Below are 13,456 nucleotides of genomic sequence, written 5' to 3'. Positions count from 1 at the left end.
CAACTGTCCGGGCGCGGTAGGCGCCAGGCCGGAAGGAGTCCCCACGTGTCACGTCCGATCACCGTCGTCACGGGTGGCAGCCGCGGCATCGGCGCCGCCACATGCGTCCGGCTCGCCGCCGAGGGGCACGACATCGCCTTCAGCTACGTACGCGACGGGGCCGCCGCCGAGGAGACCGCCCGGAGAGTGCGTGCGGCGGGCGCGCGGTGCGTCGCGGTGCGCGGGGACACGGCGAGCGAGGCGGACGTGGAGCGGCTCTTCGACACCGCGGTGGCCGAACTGGGCACGGTCACGGGGCTGGTGAACAACGCCGGGGTGACCGGGCCGCTCACCCGGCTCGCCGACGTGGAGACGGACGTGCTGCGCCGGGTGCTCGACGTGAACGTCCTCGGCTGCCTGCTGTGCTGCCGCCGGGCCGCCCGGGACATGGCGGCGTCCGGCGGCGGCGCCATCGTGAACGTCTCCTCGGCCGCGGCCACCCTCGGCAGCCCCGGCGCCTATGTGCACTACGCGGCGTCCAAGGGCGCCGTCGACACCCTCACCGTCGGCCTCTCCAAGGAGTTGGGCCCGGACGGGATCCGGGTCAACGCGGTCGCGCCGGGGATCATCAGGACGGACATCCACGCGGCGATGGGAGCGCCCGACCGGCCGGTCACGGCGACGGCCGGTCTTCCGCTGGCGCGGCCCGGGGAGGTGGGGGAGATCGCGGGGGCGATCGCGTGGCTGCTGTCCTCGGACGCCTCGTACACGACGGGTACGGTCCTGAGGATCGCCGGGGGAATGTAGTCCGCCCCCCCAGCGTGATCGCCCCGCGGGCTCGACCTCCCTCTCCCCTGGGGATACCTCCCATGCCGTTGGGGCCGTGGGGGAGCGACCGGCCCCGACGAGACCGCCGGATCGCCACGCACCGCAGGGCCCGGTCCCGGACGTCCGGGCCACCAGGGCCACCGGGACCGCCCCACGCCCACGGGGGCGGTCCCAGGCGCCCGCGCCACGGAGGGGCGGGAGGAGGCCGCCGCTGTCGGAAGAAACAGTCGCGGGAGGCAGTTCGAAAGGGTGTCCAGAGGGAGCCGGGTGGGGAGACGGGTTCCAGAGAAGGGGCCGCTCGGGACGGAGTCCAGGGGAGGCCGGTTCGCGATGCCGTCGTCAAGGAGGCCGCACACGTGACGGAACAGCCGCAGGCGCCCGGGGCGCCAGGGCCGGCGCAGGCCGGGCAGGACGTCCCCGGAGCGGTGCTCACCCAGGAGCACCGGCTCCGCAAGGACCTCGGCTTCTGGGGCCTCACCTCCATCGGCTTCTCCAACATCGTCGGCTCGGGCTGGCTCTTCGCCGCCCTCTACGCCGCCCAGACCGCGGGCCCCGCCGCCCTCCTCTCCTGGATAGCCGCGGGCATACTCTGCGCCCTCGTCGCGCTCGTCATGGTCGAGCTGGGCGCCACCCGCCCGGAGGGCGGCGGCACGGTCCGCTGGCCGCTGTACGCGAGCGGCCGCCTGGTGGGCACGGTGATCGGCTGGTCGGTGGTGCTGTCGGTCGGCGGCACCGCCGCCGAGATCGCCGCGATCATGCAGTACGCGGCGCACTACGTGCCCGGCCTCTACAGCGGCGGCAGCATCACGGGCGCCGGCCTGGCCGTGGCCGCCGTGCTCAGCGTGGTGCTGACCGTGCTCAACTGGTTCGCGGTCCGCGTCTTCGCCCGGATGAACAACCTCGTGTCGCTGCTCAAGGTCGTCATCCCCGTGATCACGGTGGTGGCGCTGTTCCTGTCCGGTACGCACGGCGGGCGCCTCACCGACCACGGCGGCTTCGCCCCGTACGGCTACGCGGCCTGCCTGAGCGCCCTGGCGAGCGGCGGCATCGTCTACTCGGTGAACGGCTTCCAGGCCCCGCTGGACTTCTCCGGCGAGGCCCGCAACCCGCGCCGCACGGTCCCCGCGGCCGTGCTCGCCGGCATCGGCCTCGCGGTGGCCATGTACCTGGGCCTGCAACTCGCGTTCCTGTTCACGGTGCCCGACTCGCTCCTCGGCCACGGCTGGCAGGGCGTGAGCTTCGAGTCGCCCTTCGGCCAGCTCGCCCTCATCCTGAACCTGCACTGGCTGGCCACCCTGCTGTACGCGGACGCCGTGCTGTCCCCCGGCGGATCCGCGTACGTGGGCGTCGCGATCGACGCCCGGCACACCTATGCGCTCGCCAAGAACCGGCTGCTGCCGCGCTGGTTCATGCGGATCGACCCGCGGCACGGCATGCCGCACCGGGCGCTGGTGCTCAACCTCGCGGTGATCGTCGTGTTCATGCTGCCGTTCGGCGGCTGGCAGGACATCGTCAGCGTGATGGGCGACATGTACCTGCTGATCTACGCGGCCTCCGCGGTCGCCGCCGCCGCGTTCCGCGCCCACGACCGCGACCGGGGGGTGCCGCGCGCCGCGGGGCAGGTGCCCGGGATGCGCTGGATAGCCCCGGTCAGCTATGTCGTGGCCAGCGAGTTCATCTACTGGTCCGGCTGGGACGACCTGCGGCTCGCGCTGCCCATGGTGCTGATCGGCGTGCCGCTCTACCTGGGCCTGCGGTACGGCGACCGGCGGCGCGCGGCACGCGGGGGCGCGCAGGGGGCGCGGGAGGCGCAGGGCCCGCAGGGGGCACAGGGCGCTGGGGGCGCGTCCGCCGGCGGGGCCGGGAGCCGGGAGCCGGCCGGGGCACCGGCCCTGCCGGCCCTGGACGAGCTGCGCCGCGGCGCCTGGCTGGTGGTGCACCTGGCCGTGCTCACACTGCTGTCCTGGCTGGGCACGTTCGGCGGCTCCGGGCACCTGCCCGCGCCCTGGGACAGCATCGCGGTCGGCATGGTGGCGCTCGGCGTGTTCGCCTGGGCGGTACGGTCCGGAGCCGGCCACCTGAGGACGTCGCCCCCGCCCGGACTGGTGGACGCGCAGACGTGAGGGGACGCCCGCGCGGCGAACAGGGGGGACGCCCGCGCGGCGAACAGGGGGACGGGGACAGGGGACGGGAGCCCGGACAGGGGACAGGGACGCGGGGTACGGGGGGTACGGGGTTACGTGGGGTTACGGGGGGGACCGGGGGTACGGGGGTTACGGGGGGTACGGACGACGAGAGGAACAGGAAGCACCATGCGCATCGGGATCGCCCTCCCCAACACCACCACCGGCACCAACGGCCCCTTGATGCTGGACTGGGCGCGCCGCGCCGAGGAGCGCGGGTTCGCGTTCCTCTCCACCATCGGACGGGTGCCGTACCCGTCGTTCGACTCGCTCACCGCACTGGCCGCGGTCGGCGGCGCCACCTCGCGCATCGGGCTGCTCACCAACGCGGTCCTGGCGCCGACGTACCCGCCCGCGGTGCTGGCGAAGATCACGGCCACCGTGGCCCAGCTCACCGGCGACCGGCTCACCCTCGGTCTTGGCGTGGGCGCGCGGGAGTCGGACTACCGCGCCTCCGAACGCGACTTCGCCGGCCGCGGCGCCGCCTTCGACCGGCAGTTGGAGTATCTGCACCGGGCCTGGCGCGGCGAGCACGTCGAGGACGGCGACTTCCCCGGCGAGCAGCGTGCCGTCGCCCCCGCCGGCAACCCGATCCCGATCCTGATCGGCGGCCACAGCAAGCGTGCCGTGCGCCGCACCGTGCGCTGGGGCGCCGGCTGGACCGGCGCGGGCGGCGGCCCGCGCCGCGCCGAGCCCACGATCCGCGAGATCCGGGACGCCTGGGCGGTCGCGGGCCGCGAGGGCGAGCCCCGCCTCCTCGGCCTCGCCTACTTCGCCACCGACCTCCGCCACGAGGCCGAGTCCGACCGCTACATCCGCAGCTACTACGCCTACGCGGGCGACCACGCGAACACCATCGCCGACGGCGTCGTCCGCACCCCGGCCCGCATCCGCGCCATCATCGACGAGTTCGCCTCCGTCGGCATGACGGACCTCACGTTCACCCCGACGGTGGCCCGCCTGGAGGAGGTGGACCGGCTGGCGGACCTGGTGCTGTGAGGGCGGCCCGGACATCGTCGGGCAGGGCGTCGAAGTCGTCCGCGACGTGCACCAGGCCGCCGAGTGAACCGCGTCCGGCTCGCCTCCCCGCCGGGCGCGGCGCCGCTCTCCTGCCCGGACGCGGCGCCGCCACCTCGGCCACCGGCTCCCCGGCCCCGCTGTACCGGAGGCAGCCCCTCACTCGGGCACGAACTCGTATTCCAGCTCGTAAAGGTGTCCTGCCTTCACCATCACCGTGGCCTCCACGGGCCGGTCGTCGTCGCTGTGGACGGTGCGGAGGGTCCGTAGGACGGGAAGGTCCCCGGGGAGCCGGAGCATGCGGTACTGCTCCTGGGTGGGAACGCGGGCCGAGACGCGGTCGACGCTGCGGCGCGGCGGGTGGCCGAGAGTGGTGAGGAGGGTCGGGGTGCCGCCCTTGATCCTCCGTTTGACGGTCAGGGCCGTGCCGTGGGCGATGTCCAGCGGGTAGTAGGACCTGACCAGTTCCAGCGGCTCGTCGCCGACGGAGATGAGCTGGAACCGCAACAGGGCTCTCGGGGGCTCCGGTCCGCCGGCGGCGAGTCCCAGCGCGGCTGCGACGTCCGCCGGGGGCCTCTCCTCGCTGACGTCCAGCAGCGTGAGGTGCGCCTGCCTGCCTCGCTCGCCGGCCTCGGCGAGCCACCGGTACGGCGCGCCTGGCGCGGAGGGCGCGAGCGAGGAAGCCGGGCGCAGCGTCCGCTGCCGGTGCGCCCGCACCGTGACGGCCGCGCCGGCGCGGCCCACCACGAGCTGTTCGTCCTTGAGGAGCTGGAGGGCCTTCTGCACGGTGGCGTTGGAGGCGTCGAAGCGTGCCTTGAGCTGTGCGGTGGAGGGCAGCTTGGCGCCCGGCGGCAGGTCACCGGTCATGATCTCGTCGCGGAGGTCCGCGGCGATGCGGGCGTGCAGCGAGCGGCGGTCGGGCGCGTCTTCGGACGGGGTGGGGCCGTGGTGGGACATGGTCACCCGATCCGGATCTCGTAGCGGAGGCGTTGCCGGCTGGCCGGCATGGTCATCCTGTCCGCCTGGATGGAGCGGCCGTCCGCGTCGAGCGTGCTCCTGGTCAGCCGCAGCACCGGTTCACCGGGGCCCAGGTGGAGCAGGTCCCGTTCCCCGGTGTCGGGCATCCGGGCCGTCACGTCCTCACGGACGAGGACGCCGACGTGCCCCAGCTCGGCGAGCAGGGCGACCGCGCCGCCGCGGATCTTTCCGGTCCGGCTGAGCGGCGTGCCACGGGCGATGCCGACCGGGTAGTAGGTGTCCGTCAACTCGCAGGGCTCGCCGTCGAGTTCCATGATGCGGCGGCGCACGACCACCGGCTCGCCTTCCCGTACGCCCAGCAGCCCCGCCACTTCCGCGTCGGCCGGGACCTCGCCCGCCTCGACGATCCGCTGACCGCCCTTGCCTCCGCGCGCCGCGGCCTCGGCACTCCACGGGTCGGGCCGCCCGTCCGTCGCGCGCGGCGCGAGGTAGGGCAGCGAGCTGCCGACCCACGTCGTGGCCTGGCTCATGACGATGTCCTCCCTGCGGGTGTGACCTTACCGCCTTACACATTAAGTGAATCACTTCGAATGACAGACGTCAGGGAAGCTTGCTGCTTTTCGCGAAAGGAAATACGGTTCTGATTGTCCGTTCGCGACCAAGGTGGTGATGTTCCGTGCGTCTTTCCCGGCAGCGACGCTTCCCTCGTGAGCGCCGTTCGGTGCCAGCAGCGCGTTCGTTCGCCGTCGAGACCCTCGTCCGATGGGATCTCGCCGAGCGCTATGAGGACGTTTCTCTGTGCGTGTCCGAGCTCGCGACCAATGCCGTGGTGCACGGTGCGCCGCCGGGGCGGGAGTTCTGTCTGCGCCTCGTGGCCGGGAGCGGGATCCTCCGGGTCGGGGTGCGTGACAGCGGTGGAGGGCATCCGGAGGTGTGCCGGCCCGGGGAGGGGCGGGACGGCGGGTGGGGTCTCCGCCTTGTGTCCGCCCTCGCCGACGACTTCGGCGTGACCCCCCATTCGGTCGGCAAGACCGTCTGGTGCGGTTTTGGTCGCGGACGAGGCGGTGGACCGTGCCGTGGCCGGCTAGGAGCGCGTAGGGCCCCCGCCGGGGGTCGGCGTCGGGCCGGGGGCCGTCTGCTGGAGGTCGTGGACCACGGCCTCCAGCTCGCCGATGCGGTCGGCCAGTGCCGTCGCCGTCGGGCCCTCTCCGTCGCGGAGGAGCGTCTCGATCTGCATGAGCCGCCAGATGATCTCGGTGAGGCGTTCCGGGTATCCGGTGCCCTCGCCCTGGTCGGTGATCAGCAGCCGGCGCAGTTGTTCGGTCTGCACGGCGAGCTGGCGGTTCTTGCGGTGCAGCTCAAGGAACACGCTGACCTTCGTGCGCAGCACCCACGGGTCGATCGGCTTGGCCAGGAAGTCCGCGGCGCCCACGGCGTAGCCGCGGTAGGCGTAGTCGGGGTCGACGTCGGTGCCGGTGAGCAGGATGATCGGCACGTCCTTGGTCTGGTCGAGCCGCTTGATGTTCCCCGCCGTCTCGAAGCCGTCCATGCCCGGCATCAGGATGTCGAGCAGCACGACGGCGAACTGCTGCCGCAGCATCGCCTTCAGGGCCTCCTCGCCGGAGTGGGCGAACACCACCCGCTGGCCGAGCGGGCCGAGCACCGCGGCCAGCGCGACGAGGTTCTCCTCCATGTCGTCGACGATGAGGATGCTGGACCTCTCGGGGCTGGGCGCGACGGGGGGTGCCGATGCTGGTGTGGTCATGAGGACTGTCCTCGTGGCGGTGATTCGTCTGACTGCTCCCCCTCTTCGGGGGTTCCCTTCTCGGGGGCCCCTTCCTCGGGTGCCCCGTCCTCCGTGGGCGCGGAGGTCCCGGAGGGACCGGAGGGACGGGGGGTTTCGGGGGCTTCCCCGGCTTCCCGGGTCTCCCCGGCCGCCGTCTCCCCGGCTTCCGGGGCTCGCGGGGCTCCCCGTGTCCCGGGTGCGGGCCCGGGTTCCGGCCCGCCCGCGTCGGGCCCCGCGTCGGGCCCCGCATCCGGCCCCTGCCCGTCACGGGCGTTCAACTGCTCGTAGATGGCCGACAGAAGCTCGTCGACGTTCACCGGCTTCGGCACGTACCCGTCCGCGCCCGCCTCGATCGCCTTCTCGCGGTCGCCGGACATCGCCTTCGCGGTGAGCGCGATGATCGGCAGGCCGGCGAGGCGGGGCGTGGCACGGATGGTGCGGATCGCCTCGTAGCCGTCGATCTCCGGCATCATGATGTCCATCAGGACGAGGGAGATCTCGGGGGAGCGGTCCAGCACCTCGAAGCCCTCCCTGCCGTTCTCGGCGTACTTCACGGAGATGCCGACGCGGCCCAGCATGTGCGTGAGGGCGAAGACATTGCGGATGTCGTCGTCGACGATGAGGATGTGCCGGCCGGTCAGGATGCGGCCGGGGCGTCCGCTGAGCCACTGCTTCAGGCGGGTCGTCTCCGGCCACGCGTCGTCGCGGTCGCGGCCCCGCTCGCCCGGGCTGCGGAACGGGGGCTCCGTCTCGGGCGCCGCCGTCCCGGGTGCCGTGCCGGCCGCGGTCGCAGCCTCCTCCGGGGCCCCCTCGGGCGCCCGGGCGGGTCCGGCCACCCGCTCCTCCCTGTCCCGTTCCTGCTCCGGCAGCACCGGGGGCGTCCCCGCGGAGGCGAGCACATCGTCGGCCCTCTCCGGGCGGGTGCCGGTGCCGGGGCCCGGACCCGCGGGCACCCCGGTCCCCGGGCCGCGGCCCGTGCCCGTGCCGGGAGCCCGGCGCCCGCGGCTGCCGTCAGGACCGACCGCCGCCCCGGCTCCCGGAGCGCCGCCGGCCGCCGTCGCGCCCGCGAGCCCCGCACTCGTGGCGCCCCCCGCCCCGGGCACCCGCTCCACCTGCGGCCCGGGACCGCCGAGCCCCGGCGTCGCGCTCCCCGAGGCGGCGGCGAGGGCCCTGGTGGGCAACCGGGCCGGCACGTAGAGGGTGAAGCGCGAGCCGACGCCCTCCTCGCTCTCGGCGGTGATCCGGCCGCCCAGCAGACCGGCGATCTCCCTGCTGATGGAGAGGCCGAGACCGGTGCCGCCGTACTTGCGGTTGGTGGTGCCCTCCGACTGCTGGAACGCCTCGAACACCACCGCCAGCTTCTCCGGCGGGATGCCGATGCCGGTGTCCTTCACGGAGAAGGCGATGACGGTCTCCGCGTCGCGCAGCGTGACCTCGTCGAACGCGGCCGGCGACACCCGCTCGACCCGCAGCTCGATGCCTCCGGAGTTGGTGAACTTCACCGCGTTGGACAGCAGGTTGCGCAGCACCTGCTGGATGCGCTGCTCGTCCGAGTACAGTTCGCGCGGCACGTTCTCGCCGACGGCGATGTCGAAGCCGAGGCCGCGTTCGATCGTGAGCGGCCGGAAGGTGGCGTGCACGTAGTCGAGCAGTTTCGTCAACGGCACGTTCTTGGGGCGCACGTCCATCCGGCCCGCCTCGACCTTCGACAGGTCCAGGATGTCGTTGATGAGCTGCAACAGGTCGGATCCGGAACGGTGGATGGTGCCGGCGAAGTCGACCTCCTGTTCCGACAGGTTGCCGTCCGGGTTGTCGGCGAGCAGCCGGGCCAGGATCAGCAGCGAGTTGAGCGGCGTGCGCAGCTCGTGCGACATGTTGGCCAGGAACTCCGACTTGTACTGCGAGGAGGTGGCGAGCAGGGCGGCCTTCTCCTCCAGCTCGGCGTTGGAGCGCTGCAACTCGTCGGAGCGCTTGCGCAGCTCGGAGGTGAGGCGCTGGGACTCCGACAGGAGCGCCTCCGTGCGGGCGTTGGCGAGGATGGTGTTGAACGAGACGCCGATCGTGTGCGCGAACTGGTCGACGAAGGTGAGCTGGATCTCGTTGAACGGGCTGAACGACGCCAGTTCGATGACGCCCAGCAGCCGGTCCTCGAAGAGGATCGGCAGGATGAGGATGCTCGACGCGGGCGACGCGCCGAGACCGGACTGCACGGTGACGTAGTCCGGCGGGGCGTCCTCGATGAGGATGCGCTTCTTCTCCCGCAGGGCCTGGGCCACCAGGCCGCGCAGCGGCGACTCCGTCGGGAGGTCCTCCCGGCCGCGCCCGCCCATGCCGTAGTCGGCGATGAGCTCCAGGCCCTCGCGGGGCTGGGCCGCGGAGTCGACCAGGAAGAACAGCTCGGAGTGCGCGTTCACCAGCGGGGCCAGCTCGCGCAGGATCAGGTCGGCCACCTCCACCAGGTCCCGGTGGCCCTGCATCAGGCCCGCGACACGGGTCAGGTTGGACTCCAGCCAGTCCTTCGTCCGGGTGGTCTCCCGGAGGTTGGACACCATGCGGTTGACGTTGTCCTTGAGGTCGGCGACCTCGCCCTGGGCCTCCACCGTGATGGAGCGGGACATGTCGCCCTTGGCCACCGCGCTGGCGACCTCGCCGATCGCGCGGACCTGCGTGGTGAGGTTCAGCGCCAGCTCGTTGACGCCGGTCGTCAGCCGCTTCCAGTTGCCGGACACGCCCTCGACGCGGGCCTGGCCGCCGAGCTGCCCCTCGCTGCCGACCTCGCGGGCCACCCGGGTGACCTCCGAGGAGAAGGCGGACAGCGTGTCGACCATGGTGTTGAGGGTGGTCTTGAGTTCGAGTATCTCGCCGCGTGCGTCGACGTCGATCTTCTTGGAGAGGTCGCCGTTGGCGACGGCGGTGGCGACCTGGGCGATGTTGCGGACCTGGCTGGTGAGGTTGGACGCCATGAAGTTGACGTTGTCGGTGAGGTCCTTCCACACCCCCGACGCCCCGCGCACCTGGGCCCGGCCGCCGAGGTTGCCCTCCGTGCCGACCTCCCGGGACACCCGCGTCACCTCGTCCGCGAAGTCCCGGAGCTGCTGCACCATGCTGTTCACGGTCGTCTTGAGTTCGAGTATCTCGCCGCGTGCGTCGACGTCGATCTTCTTGGAGAGGTCGCCGTTGGCGACGGCCGTGGTCACCTGGGCGATGTTGCGGACCTGGCTGGTGAGGTTGGACGCCATGAAGTTGACGTTGTCGGTGAGGTCCTTCCAGACGCCGGAGGCGTCCCGTACCTGCGCCTGGCCGCCGAGGTTGCCCTCGGTGCCGACCTCGCGGGCCACCCGTGTGACCTCGTCCGCGAACGCCGAGAGCTGGTCGACCATGGTGTTGAGGGTGGTCTTGAGTCCGAGTATCTCGCCGCGTGCGTCGACGTCGATCTTCTTGGAGAGGTCGCCGTTGGCGACGGCGGTGGCGACCTGGGCGATGTTGCGGACCTGGCTGGTGAGGTTGGACGCCATGAAGTTGACGTTGTTGGTCAGGTCCCGCCACACCCCGGAGACGTCCCGGACATGGGCCTGGCCGCCGAGGTTGCCCTCGGTGCCGACCTCGCGGGCCACCCGTGTGACCTCGTCGGCGAACGCCGAGAGCTGGTCCACCATCGTGTTCACGGTGCTCATCAGCTGGCGTATCTCGCCCTTCGCGTCCACCGTGATCTTCTGGCTGAGGTCGCCGCGCACCACCGCGGTCGTCACCTGGTCGATGTTGCGGACCTGGGAGGTGAGGTTGGACGCCATGAAGTTGACGTTGTTGGTCAGGTCCCGCCACACCCCGGAGACGTCCCGCACCTGCGCCTGACCACCGAGGATGCCGTCGGTGCCGACCTCGCGGGCCACCCGTGTGACCTCGTCGGCGAACGCCGAGAGCTGGTCCACCATCGTGTTCACCGTGAGCTTCAGCTCCAGCAGCTCGCCCGCGGTCTCCACGGTGACCTTGCGGGTCAGGTCGCCGCTCGCCACCGCCGTCGTCACCGCCGCGATGTCCCGGACCTGGGCGGTCAGCCGGCTCGCCATGGAGTTGACGGCCTCCGTCACGCTCCGCCACGAGCCGGAGAGCCCCCGCACGCTGGCGCGCCCGCCGAGCCGCCCCTCCGTGCCGACCTCGTGCGCGACCCGCATCACCTCGCCGGTGAAGGAGGACAGGTGGTCCACCACGGTGTTCAGGGCCACGGCCAGGCAGCGCAGATCGCCGCGGAGCTGCCGGGTGCCCACGCGCTTGTCCATGTGCTGGGTGAGGTCACCCTCCGACACCGCCTCCAGCACGCGCGTGGCGTTCATCATCGGTTGGGCCAGGGCCTCCACCAGGTCGTTCGTGTCCCTGACGGCCTGCGCCCAGGCACCCGGGCCCGGGCTCTCCGCGATCCGCTCGTCGAGCGCGCCCTCCATGCGCACCACTCCGCGCACCCGGCGCACCTCCGAGGCCAGGTGTTCGTTGCGGGCGGCGACGCGGTTGAGCGTGCCGGCCATCTCGCCGAGCAGGCCGTCGCCGTCCTCCGCCACCCGAACGGAGAAGTCCCCGTCGCACAGCGACCTGAGCGCGCCCAGGAGTGGTCGCAGGTCGTCCGTCCGCACCGTCTGTGCGTTCCGGTCCTCCATACTGTCCGTTTCCTGTCGGTTCGGCTTTTTGATGCCTGGGATTCGCATGCGGTGTGCGCGACCTGCCTGGCGGGCGAAATCAGGCACTCCATATGAGAAAGGGTTATTTATGTCACTATAGTGGTTTCTAGGTCATTCGTTCGAGTCAGGAGTTTGTCCTGTGCAGGCCCTCTCCTCCGGCGGGCGTGGCGCCAGGCCGAGAACGGGGCTGCCTGCGAGCCAGGTGGCCCCCTCCCGGGCCCGTGACTTCGTCCGGGCCGTCATCACCGAGCGGGCCCTGTCGACGTCCTCGCTGGGCCGTCCCGCCGAGCGCCTCGCCGACGACGCGGCCCTGCTCGCCGGCGAGCTGACCACGAACGCGCTGATCCACGCCGGGACCACGATGGACGTGATCTGCCAGGTCGAGACGGCACCGGGCCCGGACGGGGCGCTGACGGGCGCCAGGATCGAGGTGGTGGACCGGCAGCCGTCGGGCACGGTGCCCGGGGGCTCCGTGCCGGTCGGCGGCGGGCGGGGGCTCGGGCTCCAGATCGTCGGCGCGCTCGCGGAGTCGTGGGGGGTGACCTACCGGCGCACGGAGAAGGCCGTCTGGTGCCGCCTGGAGATCTCCGCGCCCGACGAGCCCCCGGTGCCCGTCGGCCCGCTCAACAGGGCGCTGTACCGGCAGCTGGAGGCCACCGAGGTGGCGTTTCCGTCCGCCCGGGTCGAGTATCACGGCGCCGCGGGACCCACCGCACGCGGCGGCACGTTCCTGGCGGAGGCCAGCGAGCTCCTCTCCGGCCAACTCGACGAGGACATGGTGGCCGCTCTGGCCGCCCAGCTCATGGTGCCGAGGCTCGCGGACTGGTGCGCGGTGTGGATCGCGCCCGAGACCGGCCGCCTGCGGCTCGCCAGCGTCTGGCACGCGGACGAGCGCAGGATCGCCCCGCTCCGGCGCGACCTGGAGCACGACCCGCCGCCCTGCGAGCCGTGGAGCGCCGGCCTGGCCTGGCCCTGGCCCGAGGCCGCGGGCGGCGAGCGCGGCGGGTCCGCGCTGGCCTTCTCCATGGTGTCCGGCGGGGTGTGCCGGGGCGCGCTGCTGATCGGCCGGGCCGCGCCCGGGGAGATCACCGACTCGGCGGCACGCACCGTGGAGGACGTGACGCGCAGGGTGGCCCAGGCGCTGGACACGGCCCGCCGGTACGCCCACCAGACCAGCATCAGCAGCGCCCTCCAGCGCAGGCAGCTCCCCTCGTCGCTGGGCAGCCTGCCCGGGGTGGAGTCGGCGATCGTCTACGAGCCGCACGCCAGCGGCCTGACGGTCGGCGGCGACTTCTACGACCTGTTCCCGACCGGCGACGGCCGGTGGTGCTTCCTGCTCGGCGATGTGCAGGGCAAGGACGTCGAGGCGATGTCCGTCACCGGTCTCACCCGCCACATGGTGCGGCTGCTGGCGCGCGAGGGGCACGGCGTCGAGTCGGTGCTCGGCTGGCTGAACGCGGTGATGGCGGAGGACGCCGCGGAGGCGGTGAGCGTCGCGGGCGAGGGGGCCCGGCCGCGGTTCCTGAGCATGGTGTACGGGGAGCTGACCCCCGATCCGCACGTGGGGGGTGCGCAGTGCACCCTGGCCAGCGCCGGACACCCGCTCCCGCTGCGGATGACCGCCGACGGGCGGGTGACGGCCGTGGCCCACTCCCAGATGCTGCTCGGCATCGACGAGGACAGCGACTTCACCGCGGAGTCCTTCCGCCTCGAACCCGGCGAGACGCTGCTGTGCGTGACCGACGGCGTCACCGAGCGCCGTGACGGGCAACGGCAGCTCGACGACGGTGAGGGGCTCGCCCGCATCCTCGCCGGCTGCGCGGGCATGGGGGCCATGGCGGTGGCCGAGCGTGTCCGCCAGGCGACGCACGACTTCGGGGCAGAACCGGTCGAGGACGACCTGGCGGTGGTGGTGCTGCACGCCACGGCGCGGCGGTGAGGGGGATGCCTTCTCGGGGGTGACGGCCGGCGGTCGTGGCGGGGCGGCGGCTTCGTGTGCGTGCGGGGGCCATATT

Annotated in this window: 8 protein-coding genes and 1 pseudogene; 5 read left to right on the top strand and 4 right to left on the bottom strand. The window is 72.6% G+C overall.

What is annotated here, in order from left to right; translation table 11 throughout:
- Positions 1-45 precede the first annotated feature (45 nt).
- The 3 genes from ACSMXW_RS15640 to ACSMXW_RS15630 all read left to right on the top strand — a co-directional run bounded on the left by ACSMXW_RS15640 (position 46) and on the right by ACSMXW_RS15630 (position 3,989).
- On the top strand, positions 46-786 hold the full coding sequence (locus tag ACSMXW_RS15640) for an SDR family oxidoreductase (protein WP_485807039.1): 741 nt from the start codon (positions 46-48) through the stop codon (positions 784-786).
- Positions 787-1,232: 446 nt separating this feature from the next.
- On the top strand, positions 1,233-2,930 hold the full coding sequence (locus ACSMXW_RS15635) for an APC family permease (RefSeq protein WP_485808064.1): 1,698 nt from the start codon (positions 1,233-1,235) through the stop codon (positions 2,928-2,930).
- Positions 2,931-3,119: 189 nt separating this feature from the next.
- The gene (locus ACSMXW_RS15630; RefSeq protein ID WP_485807037.1) at positions 3,120-3,989 is read left to right on the top strand and encodes an LLM class flavin-dependent oxidoreductase; all 870 of its coding nucleotides are present in this window, start codon (positions 3,120-3,122) and stop codon (positions 3,987-3,989) included.
- A gap of 177 nt (positions 3,990-4,166) precedes the next feature.
- Here the strand turns inward: ACSMXW_RS15630 and ACSMXW_RS15625 are convergent, their stop codons facing one another.
- Both ACSMXW_RS15625 and ACSMXW_RS15620 read right to left on the bottom strand, forming a co-directional pair.
- Positions 4,167-4,964 carry a GntR family transcriptional regulator gene (locus ACSMXW_RS15625; RefSeq protein ID WP_485807035.1) on the bottom strand — a complete coding sequence of 266 codons (798 nt, stop codon included), beginning with the start codon at positions 4,962-4,964 and terminating at the stop codon, positions 4,167-4,169.
- A 2-nt stretch (positions 4,965-4,966) separates the two neighbouring features.
- Entirely contained in the window at positions 4,967-5,515 is a 549-nt protein-coding gene (locus ACSMXW_RS15620; RefSeq protein WP_485807033.1) for a GntR family transcriptional regulator, read from the bottom strand.
- 146 nt (positions 5,516-5,661) lie between these two features.
- Here ACSMXW_RS15620 and ACSMXW_RS15615 point away from each other — a divergent pair.
- A pseudogene (locus ACSMXW_RS15615) lies at positions 5,662-5,964 on the top strand (ATP-binding protein); the annotation flags it as partial.
- 105 nt (positions 5,965-6,069) lie between these two features.
- Here ACSMXW_RS15615 and ACSMXW_RS15610 read toward each other — a convergent pair.
- Together ACSMXW_RS15610 and ACSMXW_RS15605 are read right to left on the bottom strand one after the other, a co-directional pair.
- Entirely contained in the window at positions 6,070-6,750 is a 681-nt protein-coding gene (locus ACSMXW_RS15610; protein ID WP_485807031.1) for a response regulator, read from the bottom strand.
- A complete protein-coding gene (locus tag ACSMXW_RS15605; protein WP_485807030.1) occupies positions 6,747-11,420 on the bottom strand; it encodes a HAMP domain-containing protein in 4,674 nt (1,557 codons plus the stop codon). Before ACSMXW_RS15605 ends, ACSMXW_RS15610 begins: the two co-directional genes overlap by 4 nt.
- A gap of 160 nt (positions 11,421-11,580) precedes the next feature.
- Here ACSMXW_RS15605 and ACSMXW_RS15600 point away from each other — a divergent pair, with 160 nt between their 5' ends.
- On the top strand, positions 11,581-13,380 hold the full coding sequence (locus ACSMXW_RS15600; protein WP_485807028.1) for a SpoIIE family protein phosphatase: 1,800 nt from the start codon (positions 11,581-11,583) through the stop codon (positions 13,378-13,380).
- Positions 13,381-13,456 lie beyond the last annotated feature (76 nt).

It is taken from the genome of Streptomyces sp. DSM 116793, from assembly GCF_057320905.1.
The sequence above is the reverse complement of the archived record's forward strand: the minus strand, read 5'-3'. Positions and strand labels throughout refer to the sequence as shown.

Excerpts from the sequence above, each read along its gene's own strand:
- ACSMXW_RS15630 (WP_485807037.1), top strand. The coding sequence starts at position 3,120 with ATGCGCATCGGGATCGCCCTCCCCAACACCACCACCGGCACCAACGGC.
- ACSMXW_RS15625 (WP_485807035.1), bottom strand. The coding sequence starts at position 4,964 with ATGTCCCACCACGGCCCCACCCCGTCCGAAGACGCGCCCGACCGCCGC.
- ACSMXW_RS15620 (WP_485807033.1), bottom strand. The coding sequence starts at position 5,515 with ATGAGCCAGGCCACGACGTGGGTCGGCAGCTCGCTGCCCTACCTCGCG.
- ACSMXW_RS15610 (WP_485807031.1), bottom strand. The coding sequence starts at position 6,750 with ATGACCACACCAGCATCGGCACCCCCCGTCGCGCCCAGCCCCGAGAGG.
- ACSMXW_RS15605 (WP_485807030.1), bottom strand. The coding sequence starts at position 11,420 with ATGGAGGACCGGAACGCACAGACGGTGCGGACGGACGACCTGCGACCA.